The sequence below is a fragment of the Mycobacterium sp. 360MFTsu5.1 genome, assembly GCF_000383495.1.
GTDB lineage: Bacteria > Actinomycetota > Actinomycetes > Mycobacteriales > Mycobacteriaceae > Mycobacterium > Mycobacterium mucogenicum_B.
In genome coordinates this window covers 200,347-223,663 of the sequence record NZ_KB911470.1, presented here as the reverse complement: position 1 = coordinate 223,663, position 23,317 = coordinate 200,347, and the positions used below count along the sequence as shown (strand labels likewise).

General features: G+C 69.4%; 20 protein-coding genes. 7 read left to right on the top strand and 13 right to left on the bottom strand.

Going from position 1 to position 23,317, the window contains the following annotated elements:
- Positions 1-32: 32 nt before the first annotated feature.
- Positions 33-1,058, bottom strand: a complete 1,026-nt coding sequence (locus H289_RS0122035; RefSeq protein WP_029105583.1) for a YlbL family protein — start codon at positions 1,056-1,058, stop codon at positions 33-35.
- 89 nt (positions 1,059-1,147) lie between these two features.
- Between H289_RS0122035 and H289_RS0122030 the strand changes: the two genes are divergently transcribed.
- The 3 genes from H289_RS0122030 to H289_RS0122020 are packed head-to-tail and all read left to right on the top strand — an operon-like array spanning position 1,148 to position 4,811.
- On the top strand, positions 1,148-2,530 hold the full coding sequence (locus tag H289_RS0122030; protein ID WP_020102999.1) for a zinc-dependent metalloprotease: 1,383 nt from the start codon (positions 1,148-1,150) through the stop codon (positions 2,528-2,530).
- Between the two features lie 55 nt (positions 2,531-2,585).
- The gene (locus H289_RS0122025; protein WP_020102998.1) at positions 2,586-3,443 is read left to right on the top strand and encodes a TOMM precursor leader peptide-binding protein; all 858 of its coding nucleotides are present in this window, start codon (positions 2,586-2,588) and stop codon (positions 3,441-3,443) included.
- 42 nt (positions 3,444-3,485) lie between these two features.
- Positions 3,486-4,811, top strand: a complete 1,326-nt coding sequence (locus tag H289_RS0122020; protein WP_020102997.1) for a macrolide-binding ATPase MABP-1 — start codon at positions 3,486-3,488, stop codon at positions 4,809-4,811.
- A 123-nt stretch (positions 4,812-4,934) separates the two neighbouring features.
- On the opposite strand, the gene H289_RS0122015 is transcribed toward H289_RS0122020, so the two are convergent.
- From H289_RS0122015 to H289_RS0122005, 3 genes are all read right to left on the bottom strand, one after another.
- Positions 4,935-5,198 (bottom strand): WhiB family transcriptional regulator, encoded by a 264-nt coding sequence (locus tag H289_RS0122015; protein ID WP_029105582.1) that lies wholly within the window; start codon positions 5,196-5,198, stop codon positions 4,935-4,937.
- A 152-nt stretch (positions 5,199-5,350) separates the two neighbouring features.
- Complete coding sequence (locus H289_RS0122010) at positions 5,351-5,611, bottom strand: hypothetical protein (RefSeq protein WP_020102995.1); 261 nt, start codon at positions 5,609-5,611, stop codon at positions 5,351-5,353.
- A gap of 162 nt (positions 5,612-5,773) precedes the next feature.
- A complete protein-coding gene (locus H289_RS0122005; protein WP_196810058.1) occupies positions 5,774-7,885 on the bottom strand; it encodes an ATP-dependent DNA helicase UvrD2 in 2,112 nt (703 codons plus the stop codon).
- An 83-nt stretch (positions 7,886-7,968) separates the two neighbouring features.
- On the opposite strand from H289_RS0122005, the gene mrx1 reads away from it, so the two are divergent.
- Entirely contained in the window at positions 7,969-8,205 is a 237-nt protein-coding gene (gene mrx1, locus H289_RS0122000) for a mycoredoxin Mrx1 (RefSeq protein ID WP_020102993.1), read from the top strand.
- A 48-nt stretch (positions 8,206-8,253) separates the two neighbouring features.
- Here mrx1 and nudC read toward each other — a convergent pair whose 3' ends face one another.
- Together nudC and H289_RS0121990 are read right to left on the bottom strand one after the other, a co-directional pair.
- Positions 8,254-9,180: an NAD(+) diphosphatase gene (gene nudC / locus H289_RS0121995; RefSeq protein ID WP_020102992.1), complete on the bottom strand. Its 927-nt coding sequence runs from the start codon at positions 9,178-9,180 to the stop codon at positions 8,254-8,256.
- A 5-nt stretch (positions 9,181-9,185) separates the two neighbouring features.
- The gene (locus tag H289_RS0121990) at positions 9,186-10,265 is read right to left on the bottom strand and encodes a potassium channel family protein (protein ID WP_029105580.1); all 1,080 of its coding nucleotides are present in this window, start codon (positions 10,263-10,265) and stop codon (positions 9,186-9,188) included.
- 60 nt (positions 10,266-10,325) lie between these two features.
- Here H289_RS0121990 and H289_RS0121985 point away from each other — a divergent pair, with 60 nt between their 5' ends.
- Positions 10,326-10,733: a DoxX family protein gene (locus tag H289_RS0121985; RefSeq protein WP_020102990.1), complete on the top strand. Its 408-nt coding sequence runs from the start codon at positions 10,326-10,328 to the stop codon at positions 10,731-10,733.
- Here the strand turns inward: H289_RS0121985 and H289_RS0121980 are convergent.
- Together H289_RS0121980 and H289_RS0121975 are read right to left on the bottom strand one after the other, a co-directional pair.
- Positions 10,716-13,970 carry an ATP-dependent helicase gene (locus tag H289_RS0121980; protein ID WP_020102989.1) on the bottom strand — a complete coding sequence of 1,085 codons (3,255 nt, stop codon included), beginning with the start codon at positions 13,968-13,970 and terminating at the stop codon, positions 10,716-10,718. The two genes, H289_RS0121985 and H289_RS0121980, sit on opposite strands and share 18 nt — an antisense overlap.
- Positions 13,961-17,092 (bottom strand): ATP-dependent helicase, encoded by a 3,132-nt coding sequence (locus tag H289_RS0121975; protein WP_020102988.1) that lies wholly within the window; start codon positions 17,090-17,092, stop codon positions 13,961-13,963. Before H289_RS0121975 ends, H289_RS0121980 begins: the two co-directional genes overlap by 10 nt.
- 58 nt (positions 17,093-17,150) lie before the next feature.
- On the opposite strand from H289_RS0121975, the gene H289_RS0121970 reads away from it, so the two are divergent.
- The gene (locus H289_RS0121970; protein ID WP_020102987.1) at positions 17,151-17,957 is read left to right on the top strand and encodes an alpha/beta fold hydrolase; all 807 of its coding nucleotides are present in this window, start codon (positions 17,151-17,153) and stop codon (positions 17,955-17,957) included.
- 2 nt (positions 17,958-17,959) lie between these two features.
- Complete coding sequence (locus H289_RS0121965; protein WP_020102986.1) at positions 17,960-18,256, top strand: MGMT family protein; 297 nt, start codon at positions 17,960-17,962, stop codon at positions 18,254-18,256.
- Between the two features lie 8 nt (positions 18,257-18,264).
- Here the strand turns inward: H289_RS0121965 and H289_RS0121960 are convergent, their stop codons facing one another.
- From H289_RS0121960 to moeZ, 5 genes are read right to left on the bottom strand one after another with little or no spacing between them, the layout of a single operon-like run.
- A complete protein-coding gene (locus H289_RS0121960) occupies positions 18,265-19,224 on the bottom strand; it encodes an isopenicillin N synthase family dioxygenase (RefSeq protein WP_020102985.1) in 960 nt (319 codons plus the stop codon).
- A complete protein-coding gene (locus H289_RS0121955) occupies positions 19,221-19,661 on the bottom strand; it encodes a nucleoside deaminase (RefSeq protein WP_029105579.1) in 441 nt (146 codons plus the stop codon). The genes H289_RS0121960 and H289_RS0121955 overlap by 4 nt, the downstream gene beginning before the upstream one ends.
- Positions 19,658-21,052: a purine-cytosine permease family protein gene (locus H289_RS0121950; RefSeq protein WP_020102983.1), complete on the bottom strand. Its 1,395-nt coding sequence runs from the start codon at positions 21,050-21,052 to the stop codon at positions 19,658-19,660. Before H289_RS0121950 ends, H289_RS0121955 begins: the two co-directional genes overlap by 4 nt.
- A 57-nt stretch (positions 21,053-21,109) precedes the next feature.
- Positions 21,110-21,964: a TIGR02569 family protein gene (locus tag H289_RS0121945; RefSeq protein ID WP_020102982.1), complete on the bottom strand. Its 855-nt coding sequence runs from the start codon at positions 21,962-21,964 to the stop codon at positions 21,110-21,112.
- 36 nt (positions 21,965-22,000) lie between these two features.
- Positions 22,001-23,179, bottom strand: a complete 1,179-nt coding sequence (moeZ, locus tag H289_RS0121940) for an adenylyltransferase/sulfurtransferase MoeZ (RefSeq protein WP_020102981.1) — start codon at positions 23,177-23,179, stop codon at positions 22,001-22,003.
- Positions 23,180-23,317 lie beyond the last annotated feature (138 nt).

Sequence of the window (23,317 nt, the reverse complement as noted above, 5' to 3'; positions counted from 1 at the left end):
ACGACTCTACGCAACCAGGGGTGATCGCACGCTCAGCAGCGGGGAGGTTCGCCACCAGCGGACACGGTGTGCAGCGCGTCGACGGCACCACTGAGGTTCTCGACCTTGATCAGCCCGAGTCCGTCCAGGTGGGCCGAAGCCGCTTCGGCGCAGTTCTCGGCGGGCACCATGAACACCGTCGCGCCGGCTTCGCGGGCGGCCAGCATCTTGTGCGTGATGCCGCCGATCGGGCCCACCTTGCCGTCGTCGCCGATGGTGCCGGTGCCCGCAACGAACTTGCCGCCGTTGAGGTTTCCGTCGGTCAGCTTGTCGACAACGGCCAGGCTGAACATCAGACCGGCCGACGGGCCACCGATGTTGGCCAGGTTGAAGTCGATGACGAACGGCGCCCACGGCGCGTTGAGCACCGTCGTACCGAGGTAGCCGTAGTCACGGTCCTTGTTGGCGCCCAAAGTGATCGTCGTGACGCCGATCCCGGCGTTCTTGCGCCGGTAGTCGAGCACGACGTGGTCCCCCGGCTTGGTCTTCTTCAGCAGTGCGGTGAACTCTTCGACGTTGGCCACCGGAACGCCGTTGACCGCGTCGATGGCATCGCCGGGACGCAACTGACCGGCCGAGGGCCCGGGATCGGCGACGGCCTGGACCGTCACCGCCTTCGGGTACTTCAGGTAGCTCAACGCCGCGTACTCGGCGTCTTCCTCGGAGTTCTTGAAGTCGGCGTTGTTGGCCTTGTCGACCTGCTCCTTGGACTTGTCCGGCGGGTACACCAGATCGCGCGGCACCAGCTGCTCGCGGCCCGACATCCACAGCGCCAGCGCCTGCCCCAGCGTCAGCCCGTCGCTCTGCGACACCGTCGTCATGTTCAGGTGCCCCGACGTCGGGTGCACCTTGATGTCGCCCTTGATGTCGACGACCTTCTTGCCGTCGACCTCACCGAGCGTGTCGAACGTCGGGCCGGGACCCAGCGAGACGAACGGCACGGTCACCACCGACACCAGCACGACGAACACGATGATCGGCACCAGAGCGACCACGAGCGTAGAAATCCGCCTGTTCACGCCGCCAACAGTAAAGCTCGTGGCTCAGTTCGCTGACAGCATGACCCGCGAAGCGACCCGAGGCCCGGGCTGGCAGTACCGTTGACGGTATGGCTGACCTGCCTTTCGGCTTCTCCAGCGGCGACGACCCCGACCGCGACAAATCCAAGAAAGAGCCTGGACCTGGCTCTTCCGGTGGCTCGTCGGACCCGTTCGGGTTCGGCAACGCGTTCGGCGGCCCCGGCGGCGCCGGCATGCCCGACCTCGGCCAGATTTTCACCCAGCTCGGCGCGATGTTCAGCGGCGCGGGCGCCTCGATGAACAACCCGCAGTCCGGCCCGGTGAACTACGACCTGGCCCGCAAGCTGGCGTCGAACTCGATCGGCTTCGTCAAGCCGGTGCCCGAGCAGACCGCGACGGCCATCTCGGACGCCGTGCATCTTGCCGAGACCTGGCTCGATGGCGTCACCGCCCTGCCGGCCGGCACCACCCGCGCGGTGGCGTGGACGCCGAGCGACTGGCTCGACAACACCCTCAACACCTGGAAGCGGCTGTGCGACCCGGTTGCCGAGCAGCTGTCGACCGTGTGGGTGTCGGCACTGCCCGAGGAGGCCAAGGCGATGGCCGGCCCGCTCATGGCGATGATGTCGCAGATGGGTGGCATGGCCTTCGGCTCGCAGCTGGGCCAGGCGCTGGGGACGCTGTCCAAGGAGGTGCTGACGTCCACCGACATCGGCCTGCCGCTGGGGCCGTCCGGCGTCGCCGCCCTGATGCCCGAGGCCGTCGAGGCGTTCGGCGAAGGCCTCGAGCAGCCGCGCAGCGAGGTGCTGACCTTCCTCGCGGCGCGTGAGGCTGCCCACCACCGCCTGTTCAGCCACGTGCCGTGGCTGAACAGCCAGCTGCTCAGCGCCGTCGAAGCCTTCGCCAAGGGCATGAAGATCGACATGAGCGGGTTCGAGGAAATGGCCTCCGGCCTGGACCCGGCATCGCTGATGGGCGATCCGGCGGCCATGGAGAAGCTGCTGAGCCAGGGCATGTTCGAGCCGAAGGCCACCCCCGAGCAGGCGGCGGCGCTCGAACGGCTCGAGACGCTGCTGGCGCTCATCGAGGGCTGGGTGCAGACCGTCGTCACCGCCGCACTCGGTGAGCGGCTGCCCGGCACGTCGGCGCTGAGCGAGACGCTGCGTCGTCGTCGCGCCACCGGCGGGCCGGCCGAGCAGACCTTCGCGACCCTCGTGGGCCTGGAACTGCGGCCGCGCAAGATGCGCGAGGCCGCCACGCTGTGGGAGAAGCTGACCGACGCCGTCGGCGCCGACAAGCGCGACGCCGTCTGGCAGCACCCCGACCTGCTGCCCGGCGCAGCCGATCTCGACGAGCCCGCAGCCTTCATCGACCGGGCACTCGGCGGCGACACCTCAGACCTGGACCAGGCGCTGGCCGATCTGGAAAAGGACCTCAAGCGGGACTCGGGAGACGACCCCGCCGAAGGCTGACGAGCCTGTGGATAACTGATTCGCCGAATCGGCGTGCTGTTGGCACAGTTGGGCCATGATCACGTCCCGTCAGACCCTGAACCCGGCCATGCCGGTGTTGCAGCGGCCCGACGGGACGGTGCAGCTCGGCTGGGACCCGCGGCGCGCCATCGGCATTCGGCCACCGGACGGATTGACGGTCGGTGACCTGGCGGACCTGCTGCGCGGTATGCAGAGCGGCGTCGACGCCGAGAGCAGCCAGGCGCTCGCGCCGGCGGCCGGGCTGACCGACGTCGACGGCTGGACCGGCTTGGTCGACGCCCTGAACTCAGCGGGACTGTTACAGACGGCGCCGGATACCGGCCGGCGACCGGTATCGGTACGCATCCACGGCAGCGGTCCCCTCTCGGACCTGCTGGCCGGCGCCTTGAATTGTTCCGGAACCCGGGTGCGCACCAGCCGATTCAGCCACGTGGCCGTCACTCGGGACGCCGCCGATCTGGTGGTGCTGTCCGACTTCCTGGTCGCCGACCGCCGTCTGGTGCGCGACCTGCACCGTGCCGGGGTCCCGCATCTACCGGTGCGGATCCGGGACGGCACCGGGCTGATCGGTCCCCTCGTTCTGCCCGGGGCGACGAGCTGCCTGAACTGTGCCGACCTCCACCGCAGCGACCGCGACGCGTCGTGGCCGGTGCTGGCCGCCCAGCTGGAGGGCACCGTCGGCAGCGGCGACCGTGCCACCGTGCTCGCCACCGCGGCGGTGGCGCTCAACCAGGTGGACCGGGTGATCGACGCGATCCGCGGCGGCGGGAGCCGCGCAGAACCACCGCCGACGCTCGATGCCACGCTCGAATTCGACATCGGCTCGCGGACCACCGTGGTGCGCCGGTGGTCGCGTCATCCGTTGTGTGACTGGTGCGATCGACTTTCGTGACAACACGCGTTGCCATGTCGCTGCCGTGCACTCAGCAACGTCATGGATGATGTGAATGTGGCTGATATCAAACGGGGCAGTGTGGCACGCAACGCGAAGCTCGCCGGTCTGGCCGGCGGCATGGCGGGACGGGCGGCGCTGGGCTTGGGCAAGCGCCTGGCGGGCAAGTCCAAGGACGAGGTGACCGCCGAGCTGATGGACAAGGCGGCCAACCAGCTGTTCACCGTGCTGGGCGAGCTCAAGGGCGGCGCGATGAAGGTCGGCCAGGCCCTGTCGGTGATGGAGGCCGCGATACCCGAGCAGTACGGCAAGCCGTACCGCGAGGCGCTGACCAAGCTGCAGCGCGAAGCCCCGCCCCTGCCGGCCGCCAAGGTGCACCGCGTACTCGACGCACAGCTGGGCACCAAATGGCGCGACCGCTTCCAGTCCTTCGACGACACCCCGGTCGCGTCGGCCAGCATCGGGCAGGTACACAAGGCCGTCTGGTCCGACGGCCGCGAGGTCGCCGTCAAAATCCAGTACCCCGGCGCCGACGAGGCGCTGCGCGCCGACCTGAAGACCATTCAGCGTCTGGTCGGCGTCTTCAAGCAGCTGGCGCCCGGCGCCGACGTCCAGGGCGTCGTCGACGAACTGATCGACCGCACCGAGATGGAACTGGACTACCGGCTGGAAGCCGACAACCAGCGGGCGTTCGCCAAGGCTTACGCCGGGCACCCGCACTTCAAGGTGCCGGCGATCGTGGCCAGCGCGCCGAAGGTCGTCATCGCCGAGTGGATGGACGGCATCCCGATGTCGGTGATCATCCGGGAGGGCACCGTCGAACAGCGCGACCTGATGGGTACCCGCCTGTCGGAGCTGACATTCGATGCGCCGGCGCGCCTGGAGATCATGCACGGGGACACCCACCCCGGGAATTTCATGCTGCTGCCCGACGGCCGCATGGGCGTCATCGACTTCGGCGCGGTGGCGCCGCTGCCCGGTGGGCTGCCGACCGCGATCGGCGAGATGATCAGCCTGGCGCGGGACAAGAACTACGAGAAGCTGCTGCCGGTGATGGAGGATGCCGGGTTCATCCAGCCGGGCGAAGAGGTCCCGATCTTCGAGGTCGACAACATGCTGCGGCAGTACGTCGAGCCGATCCAGAGCGATGTCTTCCACTACACGCGGCGCTGGATCATGAAAATGGCTGCGGGCCAGTTGGACAACGGCGTGAACCAGATCAAGATGGCCCGTCAGCTCGACATGCCGCCGAACCTGGTCATTCCGCTGCGCGTGATCGCATCGACCGTGGCGATCTGCTGTCAGCTGGACGCCCACGTCCCCGTGAAAGCCATTGCCACGGAACTGGTTCCGGGCTTCACCCCCTAGTCAACGGCGATTACGCGGCCGCTCGGCGCCGGCGAGCGGCCGCGTAATGCACGCCAAACACGGTGTGTCGGCGTGCAAACACGGCCGCTCGCGGTTGGTGCCCCCCGGGGTTTGCGCGCGAGGTCATGCCGCGACGACGTCCTTACGCGGACGACCGCGCGGACGCTTGCGTGCGATGACGGCACCCCGTTCGAGGATCTCCCCGCCCCAAACACCCCACGGCTCTTCACGTTCCAGCGCCTCGTTGAGGCACTGGAGCCGGATCGGGCAGTCGGCGCACAGCGCCTTCGCCTGTTCCAGCTGAGTGGGGTTGTCAGCGAACCACATATCGGGGTCGCCGACATGACATGGCACCGCCAGCCTTTGTCGGCAAGTCTGGCTAGTCATGTCCTCATCACCTACTTCCTGGTCGTCTTGCGTCTCATCTGTCTGATGGATCGGTGACCAGGTGGTGGTTTTGAGGTTGTGCCCCAAAAACATTGGCCACGGATCCGGTGGTTTCGGGTCCGTGGCCAGGTTTTGGCTGTTGTGGGCGCTACCTAAGTAGTGCCTCGCTTCACGGACGCGAAGGTCTTGGCGTTGCGCTTGCGCTGCGGGATGTCGGCGACATGTCCAGCCGTCGCGAGACGTGCCGCCGGCATAGCGGCGGCTGCAGCGACAGCGGGAACGGCGGGGACGTCGACGATCTGATGCCAACCGGCGCCGACGCGCGATACCGCCTCATAGGCGGCAGCGGTCAACGGCGCACGGGAACCAGAGACAGCGAGGACAGCGCCACGGGACGCATCAAAACTGATCATCGGGGCCACCTCCTCAGCGGTCGACTGCGGATTCGCACGGTGCGAATTCGCGGGATTTCGTTGCGGCTTCGAGGCTAGACGTTACCACCAAAATCAGGCAAGCGATTTTTTGACCAGCAGTTTTGGCGCAATTTGCGTCATGTTTGGCGCAATTTAGTGGGACTAACGGGACGCGTTCACCAACGCCAGCACATCGGGTCCGTATTGCTCCAGCTTGCGCGCACCGATCCCGGGAATGGCCACCAGTGCGGCATTGTCGGCCGGCAGGGCCTCGGCGATCGCGATCAGGGTGTTGTCGGTGAACACCACATAAGCGGGCACCTTCATCTCCTGCGCGGTACGCAGGCGCCACTCCTTGAGCCGGCCGAGCAGCTCCTCGTCGAGGTTCGACGGGCACGATTCGCAGCGCCGCAACAGGATCGCGGTCGACGACGTCAACGCCGCGTTGCAGACCCGGCAGCGCGGCGCCGGACCCCGTTTACGTTGCGGCTGTTGGGGTTCCCGGCGACTCTGCGGTGTCAGCCCGTTGAGGAACCGCGAGGGCTTGCGGCTCTGCCGCCCGCCGGCGGCCCGTGCCAGCGCCCACGAAATCGTCAAATGCACTCTGGCCCTGGTGATTCCGACGTAGAAGAGGCGGCGCTCCTCCTCGACGGGTTCGCTGTCCGCGCCGTGTGACAGCGCGTGCGAGATGGGCAGCGTGCCGTCGACCAGGCCGACCAGGAACACCGCGTCCCACTCGAGGCCCTTGGCGGCGTGCAGCGACGCGAGCGTGACGCCCTGCACCACCGGTGGGTGCCGCGAATCGGCGCGCTGGCGCAGCTCGACGAGCAGGCCCTGCAGGTCCAGGTTGGGACGTGCCGCGACTTCCTGCTCGACCAATTCGACCAAGGCCAACAACGCATCCCAGCGTTCCCGGGCTTTGGTACCGGCCGGCGGCTCGGCCGTCAGGCCCAGCGGTTCCAGGAGATCCCGGACCAGCTGCGGCAGCTCGACCCCGGCGACGTCACCCTGGTGTCCCGCGGCGCGCTGCAGCGCCAGCAACGACTGCCGAATCTCCTGGCGGCTGAAGAAGCCCTCACCGCCGCGCACCTGGAACGCCACCCCGGCCGCGGTGAGCGCTTCCTCGTACACCTCGGACTGCGCGTTGATGCGGTACAGCACGGCGATTTCCGAAGGGGCCGTACCGGATTGGATGAGCTTCTTGATGGCGGCGGCGACGGCGTTGGCCTCGGCGACCTCGTCGGGATGTTCCCGGAACACCGGCTTGGGCCCCGGATCGCGCTGACCGATGAGCTGCAACCGGCTGGCCGCCATCCGGCCGGACGCCGCCGAGATCACCTGATTGGCCAGCGAGACCACCTGAGGCGTGCTGCGGTAGTCGCGCTCCAGCCGGATCAGCGCCGCATCGGGGAACCGTCGCGAGAAGTCGAGGAGGTATTGCGGGGTGGCGCCGGTGAACGAGTAGATGGTCTGGTTGGCGTCACCGACCACCGTCAGGTCGTCGCGCTCCCCCACCCAGGCGTTGAGCACGCGCTGCTGCAGCGGGGTGACGTCCTGGTACTCGTCGACGACGAAGCAGCGGTAACGGTCGCGGAATTCCCCGGCGACGGCGGCGTCGTTCTCGATGGCGGCGGCGGTGTGCAGCAGCAGATCATCGAAATCCAGCAGTGCCGATCCGTCGCGCCGGGCCTTGAGGCCCTCGTACCCGGCATAGACCGCGGCGACCTTGGCGGCGTCGAACGGGATGTCCCGCTCGATCTTGGCGACCTGCTCCGGGTAGAGCTCAGGACTGATCAGGGACGACTTGGCCCATTCGATCTCCCCGGCGAGGTCGCGCACGTCGTCGGTACTGGCCTGGATGCCCGCCCGGTTGGCCGCCTGCGCGACGACCGCGAACTTGCTGTCGAGCAGCTCCCAGCCGGTGTCACCGACCACGCGCGGCCAGAAGTACCGCAGTTGCCGCAGTGCCGCGGCGTGGAACGTCATGGCCTGGACGGCCCCGGTGCCTTGTGCCCCGTCGATCTCGTTTTCCAGGCTGCGAAGCCGGCCGCGCATCTCGCCCGCGGCGCGCTGAGTGAACGTCACGGCCAGCACCTGACTCGGCGCGACGTGTCCGGCAGCGACGAGATAAGCGATGCGGCGCGTGATGGTGCGGGTCTTGCCCGTGCCGGCACCGGCCAGCACGCACACCGGGCCGCGGGGCGCGAGGACGGCCTCACGCTGTTCGTCGTCGAGGTCCTCGAGGAGCGTGGACGGCGGGGCCTCGGCTGGCATGGCCTCCATCATGGCAGCCGGGTGTGACATACGAGGCACCGCCAGGCGGCATTACCCGGCGATCGGATACGTTGAGTCGCGTTATGAGTGCACTGATCATGTACAGCACGACCTGGTGCGGCTACTGCAAGCGGCTCAAGACCGCGCTGAAGGCCGAAGGCATCTCCTACACCGAGATCGACATCGAGCAGGACCCGGCGGCCGCCGAGTTCGTCGGTTCGGTCAACAACGGCAACCATGTGGTTCCGACGGTGAAGTTCCCCGACGGCTCGACGCTGACCAACCCCAGCATCAAGGACGTCAAAGCCAAGCTGAATTAGCGATTTGTGCACGATTTTCCGCGCCGAGCGCGGATTTTCGTGCACAAATCACTGAGCCGCCCAGGACTCGATGATCTCCCGGGCGATCGAGATCGAGCCGGGCAGCAGCAGCCGGGTGTCCGACGTGCTGTTCCAGTCGCCGTGCTCGAGGGCCTCGCGCACCTCGGCCCGGGTGAACCAGTCGGCCTCGGCGATCTCACCGTCGTTGAACGAGAACGGCTGCTCCGGATCGCCGATGGCGTGGAAGCCGACCATCAGCGAGCGTGGGAACGGCCAGGGCTGACTGCCCAGGTACTTGACGTCGGTGACGGTCAGGCCGATCTCCTCGGAGATCTCGCGCACCACACAGGACTCGAACGACTCGCCGGCCTCCACGAAACCGGCCAGCAGTGAGAACAGCCGCTCGGGCCAGTTCGTCTGCCGCGCCAGCACGGCGCGGTCGTGGCCGTCGTGCACCAGGCAGATGATCGCCGGATCGATGCGCGGGAACTCCTCGTGGCCGCCGATGCTGTTGACCCGCGCCCAACCGCCTTTTACGGGCTTCGTGGGCGCGCCGTCGATGGCGCTGAAGCGGGCGCTGTCATGCCAGTTCAGCAGTGCCGTCGCCGTCGAGACCAGCTGGGCGCTGATGTCGTCGAAGATGGTCCCGGCCCGGCGCAGGTCGAGCACCTCGACCGGCGCGTCCGTCCCGCCCGTCGGCTCCTCCAGTGCGGCGCGCACGCCCCACACGTGGCGGCCGTCGGGCATCCGGCCCAGGAACACCGCGTGCTCGTCGGGCTTGTCGCCGAGTTCCGCCGCGCGCCCGAGCACCACCTGGCCGCCGGAGATCAACACCTGATTGCGACGATCCACGCGCAGCAGCAGCGCGTCCTTCCAGCCGGCGATCGCGGCGTCGACGTCGGTTCGCAGGGTGTCGGCCCGGTCGGCGCCGACGCGGGACAGTAGCGGGACGTTACGCAGGGTGAAATCGCTCATCGCGGTTACCGTTCGACTTCGGCGTTGCGGATGTAGAGCAGCCGGTCCCCGGCCGCCAGGGCGTCGACCTCAGGGGCGTCGACCCGCAGCAGCCGGCCGTCGCGCACCACCCCGAGCACGATGTCGGTCAGGTGCCGCGGCGAGCCGCCGAGCTCCTTGACCTCGACCTCCCGTTCGGAGATCGCGAATCCGGCGTCAGGGGTGAGCAGGTCTTCGACCATCTCGACGACGCTCGGGGTCTGGGTCGCGATGCCCAGCAGCCGGCCGGCGGTCTCCGAAGACACGACCGTCGAGTCGGCGCCGGATTGCCGCAGCAGGTGCTGGTTCTCGGCCTCGCGGGCCGAGGCGACGATCTTGGCCTTGGGTGCCACCTCACGGGCGGTCAGCGTGACCAGCACGGCGGTGGCGTCCTTGTCGGTCGCGACCACGATGGACTTCGCATGCTGGGCCCCGGCCAGGCGCAGCACCTCCGACTTGGTGGCGTCGCCGACCACGGTGACCAGTCCGGCGGCGCGCGCCCGGTCCAGTGCCGCCGGGTTCTCGTCGACGACGACGATGTCTCCGGGTGCGACCTCGTCACCGACCATGGCCTGGACCGCGGTGCGGCCCTTGGTCCCGTAACCGACGACGATGGTGTGGTTGCGCACGGTGCTCCTCCATCGCTGAATCTTCAAGGCTTGACGAGACTGCGTGGTCAGCGTCTCGACGGTCGTACCGATGAGCACGATCAGGAACGCGATCCGCATGGGCGTGATCACCAGGACGTTCACCAGGCGCGCGCTCGGGGTGAGCGGCGTGATGTCGCCATAGCCGGTGGTCGACAGCGACACCGTCGCGTAGTAGATGCAGTCCAGGAGCGACATCTCGTTCTCCTGGGCGTCGCGGTAGCCGTCGCGATCGAGGTACACGACGAGCACCGCGGCGGCGAGCACCAGCAACGCGTAGATGACGCGGCGCACGATCCGGCGGATCGGACTGACGAACGCTTCCGGAATCTGCAGCACATCAACCAGATCCGCGTTCTGGCGGCTCGTGAGGTTCTGTTCCATCGCGGCCATGCGCCGCGACAACCTAACGCGAGCCATGCGACTCCATTATCTGGCGGAGACTCACCACAAGACGGCTCGGCACAGCACTATGTAACCATGACCGCCGCCAACAGCACTGACAACACCACCGCCAGCCAGGCGCCCGCGTACCGGATGGGCGCGCTGCTCGTCGGCATGGGCGCCCTGCATTTCGCCGCGCCCAAGCCTTTCGACGGCATCGTCCCGGAGGAACTGCCCGGCACCGCACGGTTTTACACGTACGCATCAGGCGTCGCCGAAGTAGCCACCGGCGCCGCGCTTCTGCTGCCACGTACCCGGAAGCTGGGCGCGCTGGCCGCTGTCGCACTTTTCATCAGCGTCTTCCCGGCGAACGTCAACATGGTCCGGCTGTGGTGGCCCAAGGGCTGGCCGGCCCGCATCGCGGCACTGGCCCGGCTGCCGTTGCAGGTGCCGATGGTGACCCAGGCGCTCAAGGTCTACCGCAACTCACCCCAGGCGAACTAGGCCCGCCAGCTCGTCGGCGCCGGGCAGGTCGGTGGGTGCCACCGTCTGCCCGGCGCGCACGTAGTGGAAGACCGCCCGCACCGAATCGACGGGCACCCCCTGGATGGACGACCAGGCCAGGCGGTACACCGCCAGCTGAATGGCCTTGTTGCGCAGGGTTTCCTGGGTCGACGGCGGATCTCCGGTCTTCCAGTCCAGCACGGTGTAACCACCGTCGGCGTCGGCGAACACCGCGTCGATACGGCCGCGGATCACCCGGTCGCCGATCACCATGTCGAACGGCACCTCGATGTCGGTCGGGGTGCGGACCGCCCACTCCGAGAGGGCGAACGCGGCCTGCAGGTCTGCCAGCTCCTCGGCGACGGCCTGCCCCAGCTCGGCGTCGACCGCACCGGGCAGATCGTCGAGGTCGAACAGCCGCTCGGCGGAGAAGTACCGCTGCACCCAGTCGTGGAACGCAGTGCCCAGCAGCGCCTGCGGGTCGGGCCGGGCGGGCAGCCGTCGCTGCAGCCGCTGCAGTGCGCCGGACCGGTCACTACCCAGGTCGACCAATGTGCTCACCGACAACTGCGGCGGCAGCTCGAGCGGACCGCGCTCCTGTGCCCGTTCCCGCTCGGCCAGCAGCGCGTCCACGTCGGCGGCCCAACCGTGCCGGTCGTCGTGCTCCTCGGCTCCTGCGGTGAGCGCGGCAGCCACCAGGGCCGCACCCCGGTCGACGTCAGCGCGTCGCGAACCGGCCGGGTCGACGGGCCACGAGCATTCGACGACGTTGTCCCGCAACGGGTTGACGGCATTCTCCGGGGGTGCGGGTGCCCACTGTTCGATCTCGCCGCAGGGGTCGCCCTCCTGCGCGGCGCGTTCGATGATGTCGCGCATCTCGATCAGGAAGTCGGAGGGTCCCGCGGGTTTTCCGGCCGTCGTCCCCCAGTGATACCCGGACAACAGCAGGGTGTCCTCGGCGCGGGTGAGGGCCACGTAGAGCAGGCGGCGTTCCTCGTCGGTGCGCCGCTGGTCGAGCAGGGCCTTGTGCGCGGCGATCTTGTCCGCCAACACCTTCCGGTCGTAGACGTCGGAGGTGTCGAGCACCGGCACGCCGTGTTCGGACAGCTCGGCGCGGTCGCCGCGCAGCAGCGGCGGCAGGTCCCCCGCATCGGTGAGCCAGGTGCGCTGCGACGCCGTCGACGGGAACACTCGGGCAACAAGGTGTGGCACCGCGACGATCTGCCATTCCAGGCCCTTGGCCGCGTGCACCGTCAGGATCTGGACCCGGTCCGAGGCCACCGTCACCTGTGCCGGTGCCAGCCCGTTCTCCACCTCCGCGGCCGCCGTCAGATATGCCAGTAGTCCGACGATGGGCGCGGCGCCGTCTGGGTCTACGGGCCGCGCGGCGTATCCCGCGACGACGTCGGCGAAGGCGTCGAGATGTTCGGTGCCGCGCCAGCCCTCGGAAACCCCACTGGCGGCACGGGTTTCGGCGTCGATACCCAGAACCCGACGCACTTCGGCAACCAGATCCGGCAGCGGCTGGTGCAGGTGCGCGCGCAGTTGGCTCAGTTCGGCGGCCAGGGCCAGCAGCCGGCGGTGTCCTTCGGGTGAATAGCGGTCGGCCGGGCCCGGATCGCTGATCGCGTCGGCCAGGCAGGCGTGATCGGCGTCGGGGGCGACCTGCGCGACGGCCTGCTCGGCGGCCGACCCAGACGTCCGCGCCGGGTCGGGCGCATCCAGTTCCGATGCGCGGCGCCACAGCGCGGCCAGGTCGGCGGCGCCGAACCGCCACCGCGCGCTGGTGAGTACCCGCATCGCGGCGACCCCGGCGGTCGGTTCGGCGACCAGGCGCAGCATCGCGACGACGTCGGCGACCTCGGGGATGGCCAGCAGCCCAGCCAGGCCGACCACCTCGACGGGCACCCCACGGGCTGTCAGCGCCTCGGCGATGGGCGCGGCGTCGGCGTTACGGCGTACCAGGACCGCGGCCGTCGGCACGGGCTCCCCTGCGGCCACCGCACCGAGGTACCGGCGGGCCAGGTGATCGGCAACCCAATCACGTTCGGCGACAACATCATCCAGCAGAGCGCACTGAATGGTTCCCGGCTCGGCGCCCGGCCGCGGCAGCAATTCGCGCACGCTCACGCTGCGACGCCGGGCCTCGGCGGACACCTCGTTGGCCAGCTTGAGTGCCCGCGGCGGGTTGCGCCAGCTGGTCCGTAGTTCCAGGGTCGGGGCCGGTGAACCGTCCGACAGGCGGAAGTCGGTGGTGAATCGCGGCAGGTTGGTCGCCGATGCGCCGCGCCAGCCGTAGATCGACTGGATGGGGTCTCCGACCGCCGTCAGCGCCAGGTCATCGTCGACACCGCCACCGAACAGCGACGACAGCGCGACCCGCTGGGCGTGCCCGGTGTCCTGGTATTCGTCGAGCAGGACCACGCGATACCGCTCGCGCAGCTGCGCGCCGACCTGTGGGGAGCGCTCGGCCAAGCGGGCCGCGGCCGACATCTGGCTGCCGAAGTCCATCACCTGCGCATCCCGCATTCGCTGGTGCACGGCATCGATCAGTGGCACCAACTCGGCCCGCTCGGTCTGGGTGGCCAGCAGGTTCAGCAGCCACTGGGTGGGCCCGCCGCGCTGACCCGGACCCCCGGGGAGCGTGAGGATGAGCCGTTCCAGCTCGTGATGGGTGTCCCGCACGGCATCGGTGTCCACGAGATGCTCGGACAGCTGACCGGCCAGACGCAGCACCATCTGGGTGATGGCGGCCGGGGACTTGTCGGTCTGCAGCTGGCCCGGGAAATCGGACACCACCCGAAAAGCCAACTGCCACATCTCGGTTTCGGTGACCAGCCGGGTGGCCGGCTCGATGGGCAACAGCAGCCCGTACTCGCGGAGCAGGGTGCCCGCGAAGGCGTGGTAGGTGCTGACGGTGGCGTGCTCGTCGGCCAGCGAGACACCGGGCAGCAGACCCGACCCCGCCAGACGGGCCAGCCGGGTGCGCACGCGGCGCAACAGCTGTCCGGCGGCCTTGCGGGTGAACGTCAATCCCAGCACCTGCGACGGTGTGGCGTAGCCGTTGGCCACCAGCCACACCACGCGCGCGGCCATGGTCTCGGTTTTCCCGGCACCGGCGCCGGCGATCACCACCAGTGGTCCCGGTGGCGCGGCGATGACCGCAGCCTGCTCGTCGGTCGGGGTGAACAGCCCGAGCGCCTCGGCAAGGTCGGCAGGGCTGTACGTCACGGGCATGCCCCCTTCGTACCTTGTGCCGGACACATGGCCCGCACCGGGCACGTCGCACACCCCGAGCCGACGCGCGCGACGAAGTGCGGCCCGGCCGTCGCCGCGGCGGCGTCGGTCACCCGCTGCCGCCACTGCGCCTGCGCCGTCTCCCCCATCGGGTCCTGCTCGCGTTCGGTGGCGCCGGTCTTGGCGGGTTTGGCCGGGTACACCAGTCGGCCACCGCCGGGCTGATCGCCATGCGGCACAACACCTTCGGCGATGGCGAGCTGGTACAGCGCGAGCTGGGCATGCTCCTGGGCATCGGCCTTGGTGACGGGGCTCTTACCGGTCTTGACGTCCACCACGACCAGACGGCCGTCGCGATCGCGCTCGAGCCGGTCGATGCGTCCCTTCACCTGAACCTGCAGCCCGTCGTCGGCGATCGTGCCGGCGACCTCGAGTTCGGTACCGACCTCGGTGAGCTCGCCGCGACTCTCCTGCCGCCACGTCGTGAACGTCGCCAGCATGGCGCGGTACCGCTCCAGCTCGTTGTCGGCGTACCAGTTCGAGTCGAAAGGCAACTGCTGCCAGACCTTTTCGAGTTCACCCCGCAGCTGGGCCTCGCTGCGACCGGAATCGGCGACCAGAGCGTGCACCAGCGAGCCCAGCGCCGACCGCAGATCGCGGCGGTCGCTGCCGCCGTGGCGCTCCAGCATCCAGCGCAGCGGGCAATCGGTCAGGGTCTGCACGGTCGATGGCGAGACGGTGACGACGTGGTCGTCGCCGGACCACAGCGGCTCGGCAGTGGACAGCTCCGTGCTGGCATACCACTGCGCCGGGTCGGCACCCGGCACGCCGGCCTCGGCCAGCCGGGCCAATTGCGCTGCTGCGCAGAGCCGATCGGACTCCTCGACCGCGCCGTCGGGCGCACACACCACCGATCGCAACCGGCCGACCAATGCCGCCGGCGACAACACCGCAGGCGCGTGCACCGGGAGCTCGTCGGCGTCGGAGTCGGTGCCGCCGGCCAGGGCCGCCAGCTCCTCGAAGAAGGTCGACGGCAGTAGCGCCTCGTCGCCGTTGTCGCTGTCGACGGCCGTCACCAGCACACGGTTGCGCGCCCGGCCCAGCGCGGCGACCAGCAGCCGGCGTTCCTCGGCCAGCAGCGGCGCGGTGGCCGACATGCCGCGGACGTCACCCACACCGTCGACGATGTCGAGCAGCTGCTGGGTCCCGAGTACGCCTCCACGCGGAACGGTGTTGGGCCACAACCCTTCCTGCAGGCCCGCGATGACCACGAAATCCCATTCCCGCCCCAGCGCGGCGTGTGCACTGAGGACCGCAACCTCGTCGGCCTCGGCACGCTCGGGGGCCGAACCCGACCAGGAGAGCGCGCGGACGTGGTCGATCAGGCCGGCGAGGGACGCCGCCGCGGTGCGAGCCACGTATTGATCGGCAGTGTCGAACAGCGCGGTGACGGCATCCAGATCGGCGTTTGCCGCGACCCCGGCCGCACCCGGGCGCCCGGCCGTGGCCTGCCACCGGCGCGACAGCCCACTGGCGTGCCAGGCCTGCCACAGCACGAACCGCGGGTCCTGGCCGGCCGTCGCCGCCCGGCGCGCCGCGTCGAGGACCGCGCGGACCCGCCGCACGGGCCGCGCCAGCTGGTCGGGCAGTGAATGATCAGTAGTCCCGGTCAGCGCGTCGACGAGCAGGTCACCGAAATCGCGACCGGTGCCGTCCGCGCGGCGCAGTGCACGGCGCAACTGGCGCTGCGACACCGGGTCCACCCGACCGATGGGGCCGGTCAGCAGGGCCAGCGCCCGGTCGCCGGTCAGCTGATCGGCGACGCAGTCCAGCACCGTCAGCAGCGCGCCCACGGCCGGATGCTGGGCCGGCGGTGCGGTCCCGGCCTGCTGCTGCACCGGAACCCCGGCGGCGGTGAGAGCCCGGGCCAACGCCGTCCCGGCGCTCGGCACCGATCGCACGATGACGGCCATCTGCGACCACGGCACCCCGTCGACCAGGTGCGCGCGACGCAAAGCGTCGGCGATCAACGCGGACTCGGCGTGCGGCGAACCCGCGACGCGCACCGACAGCGAGCCGAGCTCATCCGTCGTCGCAGGCGTCAGCGCCCGGGACGCGTCCACGCCGGGCAGCCGCCGCGCGACCGCGGCGACCGCCCCGGCCACGGCGGGCGAGCACCGGTGAGACTCGGTCAGCACCACCTGCGGCTGATCGTCGGGGCCGTACAGCAGCGTCGGCTCGGCGCCGCGGTAGCCGAACACCGTCTGGCTCGGGTCACCGGCGATGACCGTCAGCTGGGCGCCGGCCGCCAGCACCCGCACCAGCAGCGCGGCCTGCGGGTCGAGGTGCTGCGCATCGTCGACGAGCAGCAGCTTGATGCGGGCACGTTCGGCGTCCAGCAGCGCGGGATCGACGGCGAAGGCCTCGAGCGCGGCGCCGACCAGCTCGGCCGCGCCCAGCGCCGGCACCGTCGCCTGCGGAGCCGCCATGCCGACGGCGCTACGCAGCAGCATCACCTGCTCGTAGACCTGCGCGAACCGGGCCGCCGCCACCCACTCCGGACGCCCGGCCTTGCGCCCGATCCGGCGCAGGTCCGCAGGGTCGACGCCGCGTTCGGTGCAGCGGGCCAACAGGTCCCGCAATTCGGTCGCGAACCCCGCGGTGCCCAGCGCCGGCCGCAGGTGCAGCGGCCAGTCCACGCTCGCCTCGTCGCCGTCCTCCAGATCACCGGCGAGGAGCTCGCGAATGATGCCGTCCTGCTCGGCGCTGGTGATCAGGCGCGGCGGCGCGTCACCGGCGCGCTGCGCGGCCTGCCGCAACACGGCGAACGCGTAGGAGTGCAGTGTGCGGACCAGCGGCTCCCGGGTGACCTGGCCGGTATCGCCCAGCAGTGCCGACGTGATGGCGCCGCGGACCCGGCTGCCCAGCCGTGCCGAACCGGTGAGCAGGAGCACCGACTCCGGATCGGTCCCCGCCGCGATATGCGTTGCCGCCGTGCGGATCAGCAGCTCGGTCTTGCCGGTTCCGGGGCCGCCCAGCACCCGCACGACACCGCGCTGCCCGGGCTCGGTCAGGGCATTAACCGAGCCGGGCGCGGTGAGTGCGGAGTGCGGGGCGGCCATGGCAGGAATGCAACCACGGGGGTACGACAAGTTCGGCCGACGGCGACGCCCGGCCGCGATGTCTGGCAGCATCAACGGGGTGAGCTTGCAGGTGTACCGCTACGGACCGGCCCGGCCGGCACAGATCCTGGCCCTGCACGGCCTGACCGGCCACGGAAAGCGCTGGCAGACACTGGCGGACGGGTATCTGGCCGAATATTCGGTGCTGGCACCCGATCTCCTGGGACATGGCCATTCGTCGTGGGCGGCGCCGTGGAACATCGACGAGAACGTCGCGGCCCTGGCCACCCTGCTCCAGGACGAGGCCGACGGGCCGGTGGTCGTGGTGGCGCATTCGTTCGGTGGTGCGATAGCGCTCAATCTCGCTGCCGCCCACCCGCATCTGGTATCAGGCCTGGTGCTGCTGGACCCGGCGACCGGGCTGGACGGCAGCTGGATGAGCGAGATCGCCGACGCCATGCTCGGCTCCCCCGACTACCCGGACCGCCACGAGGCCCACGCCGAGAAGGTGAACGGATCGTGGGGCGAGGTCTCGGTGAAGTACCCCGGCGAACTCGAGCGCGACCTGGACGAGCACCTGGTCGCCCTGCCGGGCGGACGCGTCGGCTGGCGCATCAGCCTGCCCGCCATGATGTCCTACTGGAGTGAGCTGGCCCGCCCAATTGTGTTGCCGCCGCATGGCACACCGACGACGCTGGTGCTGGCCAAACGCACGCACCCGGCCTATGTCACCGGCGAACTGGTGTCCGGTTTGCAGGCCCGGCTCGGCGCTGACTTCGTGCTGACCGAATTCGATTGCGACCACATGGTGCCGCACGCCATGCCCGCCGAAACCGCCGATGTGATCCGGCGCCACCTGGTCTGATCGTGGCCGCTGTCACCGACGAACAGGTGGAGAGGGTGCGGGACCTCGTCGCCTCTATCCCGCCCGGCCGGGTGTCGACCTACGGCGACATCGCCGAGGCCGCAGGGCTTTCCAGCCCGCGGATCGTCGGCTGGATCATGCGCACCGATTCCTCGGACCTGCCCTGGCACCGGGTGATCAGCGCGTCGGGCCGGCCGGCCGCGCATCTGGCGACGCGGCAGCTGGAACTGCTGCGCGCCGAAGGGGTGCTGGCGGTCGACGGCCGGGTTCGGTTGCGGGAGTACCGGCACGAGTTCTGAGACCCAGCTCACCCGACGGTGATGGCGTCCAACCGTTCCTTGATGAAGTCCGCAGAGACCACCGGCGCCAGCCCCGACACCGCGCCGATGGGCGGCTGCAACGGGGTGATCAGTGCGTCGTGGTTGGCTTCGTAGAAGTAGATGAGCGACACCAGGTCTTCTTCCGGTGCGTGCGGTTGCGGCGGCAGCACGCGGTGGCGGCCGGACGGCCAGCGTCGTCCGCTCCAATATTCCAGCAGGTCACCGATATTCACCGTCAGCGCGCCCGGTTCCCAGGGGGCGTCCTCCCAGCCCTCGGCATCCGAATACACCTGCAGCCCGCCGGCGCCGGGCTCGCGGTCGAGCACCGTGACGGTGCCGAAATCGGTGTGCGGGCCGATGCGGAACTGCCCGGGCTCGGGTTCACCGACGACACTCACGGGCGGGTAGTGGTTGATGTTCATGGTCCACGTCGGCCGATCCGCCAGCGCGGCAAACGGATTCGCCGGCAATCCCAGCGCGTGCGCGAACAGGGCCAGCAGATCGTCGGACAGCCGGCGCGTCTGGGCGGTGTATTGATCCACCAACGTCTGCAGCGCCGGCACCTCGGCGGGCCATACGTTGGGGGCGAACCAGATTCGATCCACCTCCGGATCCCCGGTCGAGGTTTCCGCGCCGAGACTGAAACTCTCCTTGAGATCGGGCGGCGTCTCGGTGCCCTCGGCGTAACCATTGGCCTCGGCGCCCGGGCCGATCCAGCCGTGCCCCCCGACCGGCACCGAGTACCGCTGCTTCACCTCGTCGGGCAACGCGAAGAACTCCCGGCTCGCCGCGCGGACGGCAGCCGCCAGCCCCTGGTCCACGCCGTGACCGGTGACCACGATGAAACCCGCTCGCTGCAGACCCTCGTCGACTTCGGCGGCCACCGCATCGGCCTCGGCTCCGCCGGCATACCAGCGGGAAATATCCACTGTCGCAATGGCACTCATTCGCCGATATCCTCCGCCCACAATTCGGGACTGGCCGCGATGAACTCTTTCATCATGGCCACGCACCGGTCGTCGTCCAAAACCGTCACCGCCACACCATGTTCGGCCAGCCAGTCATGACCGCCGTGGAACGTGCGGGCCTCCCCGATCACCACCGCGCCGATGCCGAACTGCCGCACCAGCCCGCTGCAATACCAGCACGGCGAGAGCGTCGTCACCATGATGGTCGAGCCGTAGCCGCGCTGGCGCCCGGCCGCGCGGAACGCGTCGGTCTCGGCGTGCACGGAGGGGTCGTCGTTCTGCACCCGGCGGTTGTGGCCCGCGCCCAGGAGCTCACCGTCGGCACGAAACAACGCCGCACCGATCGGAATGCCGCCTTCGGCCAACCCTTTTCGGGCTTCGGCGACCGCGACGTCGAGCATCTGCTCAGGGGTCATGCGGAGGCGCATTCCGCGGCGATCTTCTTTCGACACAACACCAGGTACGCGACACCCGCGATGACGAAACCGACGAAGAAGGTGATGTCGCCGAGCTTCGGCACCGCCCGGGCGATGTAACCGACGAACTTCTCCTGGTTGGAGAACAACAGCACCGACAGACCCAGTCCCAGCGCGAAGGACAACAGCCCGGGCCAGTTCGAGTATGAGCGGTCGTACAGATACCCGGCGATCTGTTGCCCGCGGCGCAGATACTGATCGGCGAACACCACACCCAGCCAGGGCCCGATCCAGTAGGCAATCACCAGCAGGAACGCTTCATAGCTGTGCGCGGCGTCGGGCAACGCCCACCAGGCGATCAGGAAGCCGGCGACGCCGAAGAAGACGGTCACCAGCGCCCGCGCGATATGCGGCGGCAACGTGATCCCGATGGTCACGAAAGCCATTGCCCCGGAATAGATATTGAGCGCATTGGCGGCGATCGCACCGATCGCGATGGCCAGCAGAGTCGCCTTGGCGAGCCACGGCCCGAGCTCGGCCGTGAACGACGCGGTCGGATTGGCCAGGCTCGCGCTGCCGAACGTCGCCGATGCCGCCCCGACGATCTCCAGGACCGCGCACGAGATGAACAACCCGGTGGAGGCGAAGAACCCTGTCGCGAAAGTGGATACCGCCGACGGCAGATAGCGGGTGTAGTCCGCGGCGTACGGGGTCCAGCCGGCCGCGTAACCGAACGAGGTGCCGACGGTGAGCAGGAAGCCCCCGAGTCCGCCGACCCCACCCGATGGCGCCGGCGCACCCAGATTCGCATGCGCGAAAATGCCCACCGATGCCGCGCCGAAGACGATGACGAGCGCGGGGAACGACCACCGCTCGAATGCCTGCACCAGATTGTGGCCGAAGAACGCGAACGCGGTCTGCAACACCACGATGATGATCAGGCCGATCAGTGGCCCGAAGCCGAACAGGGTGGACAGGGCAAACGCGCCGCTGACACTGTTGGTGGCGAACCACCCGACGCCCGCCGTGATCGACATCAGCGTCGCCGGCAGCGCATTGCCCTTGAACCCGAACGCCATTCGGCCCAGCACCATCTGCGGCACGCCGTGCAGCGGTCCGCGCGCGGACAGGAAATAGTGCGCGATGGCACCCAGGCCCGTACCGATGACGATCCCGGCGACCGCCTGCCAGAAGCTCATGCCGAACGCGAGGACGGCCAGCATGCCGACGAACACCGTCGCGAATTCCATGTTGGGCGACGTCCACGTCCAGAACAGCTGACTCGGCTTGCCGTGCCGGTCCGCCTCGGCGATGAACTCGTTGCCACCCGGTTCGACCGCAGCGATCCGGTCCTTGTAGGTCCCGTCGGTGGTCGGTTCAACAGCCGTCATGCGAGGTAACTTTCCCACCGAACCGGGCACCCTGCCATTCGAACGCCGGCGCGCCCGCTACAGCACCAGGCGGACCAGGGCCGCGGTGCGGGCCAGACCCGGGAAGGCCGCCGCCGTCGACCGCGGGTGCAGCGCGTGCACGGCGAGCCGGAAGATCAAGGCGCGCAACAACATCTGCGGCCACTCCGGCAGCGATGCCCAGCGTTCGATGAGACCGTCGTCGGCCTCGCCCCACGACAGCGCGTCGACGACGACCACACCCGCGGCCCACGACGCCGGGCGCCAGTACGGCGTGATGTCGGTGATGCCCGGCGCGGCGGTGCCGGCGAACAGCACGGTGCCGTAGAGGTCACCGTGCACCAGCTGGCTCGGGTTGCGGGTCGGCTTGCGCAGCGACGCAAGCTGATTGATCAGTTCGACCGAACGACGGCCATCGGTGGTGCCGGGCGCCACCCGTGAGCCGGGCGGCAACGACTGCAGTGGCCGGTCCTCCCACGCGGCGCGGTCGGCGGCGATGAAAACGTCGACGTCGCTCCACGGCACCGCGGGCGGCTGCGTCAGGAAGCGCGGACGCTCAAGCTTGGCCGTCGCCTCGTGCAGACGCACCGCCGCCGAGACGATCTCGTCGTGCCGCGGTTCCGGGGTACCGGTGACGAACGTGTCGGCACGCCAGCCGGCGACGACGTAGCGGCCGTCGGTGGCACGCACCGGGCGGGCCAGCCGGACGCCGTCCACGAACAGCGTCTCGCGCACCTTGGCCGACCAGGACGCCCGCGCGTTGTCGGCGACCATGGACAGCACCACCTCGCCACAGCGCCAGCCGCCCTCCCAGCTCGAGCCGAGCGGCACCGGCCGGAGACCGGTCAGGCCGAACGCCGTGAGCACATGTTCGGGAGGACGGTCGACGGTCACCCGATCAGACTAAGGTGTGCCCGCCCATCCCTGACGTCAGTACATGACCATGTCGGGCTCGAGTTGCCGGGCCCAGGCCACGATTCCGCCCTGCAGGTGCAGCGCGTCGGCGAATCCGGCCTGTTTGAGGGCGAGCAGGGCCTCGGCCGAGCGGATCCCGGTCTTGCAGTACAGCACCGCGATCCGGTCCTGCGGCACGCGGGACAGGCCGGCGCCGGAGTCGAGCGTCGACTTGGGGATCAGTTCGGCGCCCGCGATGTGGTTGATGGCCCACTCGGCGGGTTCGCGTACGTCGATGAGGGCGACGGGCTTGCCGGCGTCAAGCATCTCCCGCAGCTCGAGCGGCGTCACCGTCGAGTCGGCCGCCGCGTCGGCCGCAGCGTCGGAGACCACGCCGCAGAACGCGTCGTAGTCGATGAGTTCGGTGATCTTCGGGGTCGCGGGGTCCTTGCGAATCGCGATGGTGCGGTAGGTCATGTCGAGGGCGTCGTAGATCATCAGGCGGCCCAGCAGCGACTCACCGATGCCGGTGATCAGCTTGATGGCCTCGGTGCCCATCACGGCGGCGACGGACGCGCACAGGATCCCGAGCACGCCGCCTTCGGCGCATGACGGCACCGTGCCCGGGGCCGGCGGCTCCGGGTAGAGGTCGCGGTAGTTGAGCCCGCGCCCGTCGGGGGCGTCCTCCCAGAACACCGACACCTGGCCGGAGAACCGGTAGATCGAGCCCCAGACGTACGGCTTGTGGGCCAGCACCGCGGCGTCGTTGACGAGGTAGCGGGTGGCGAAGTTGTCGGTGCCGTCGAGGATCAGGTCGTACTGCTCGAACAGCGGCACCGCGTTGTCGGCGTCGAGCCGGAACTCGTGCAGATTGACGGTGACCAGCGGGTTGATCTCCAGGATCGACTCGCGGGCGCTCTGCGCCTTGGGCCGTCCGATGTCGGACTGACCGTGGATGATCTGCCGCTGCAGGTTCGATTCGTCGACGACGTCGAACTCGACGATGCCGATGGTGCCGACGCCGGCCGCTGCCAGATAGAGCAGTGTCGGGGAACCCAGTCCCCCTGCGCCGATGACGAGCACGCGCGCGTTCTTCAGCCGTTTCTGCCCGTCGACGCCCAGGTCCGGAATGATCAGGTGGCGGCTGTACCGCGCCACCTCGTCGCGGGTCAGTTCGGCCGCCGGCTGCACCAGCGGCGGCAACGGGGATGCCATGCCCTCAACAGTAATCAGCGGCTTCACATGACATTTCGGGGCCGCTCGGCGGCGACGAGGGTGCGCTCCGTGTACGCCAGTAGCGGCGTGTTGGCGTACAAACACGGCCGCTCGCGGGAAAGGGGGCTCGCGCGGGAG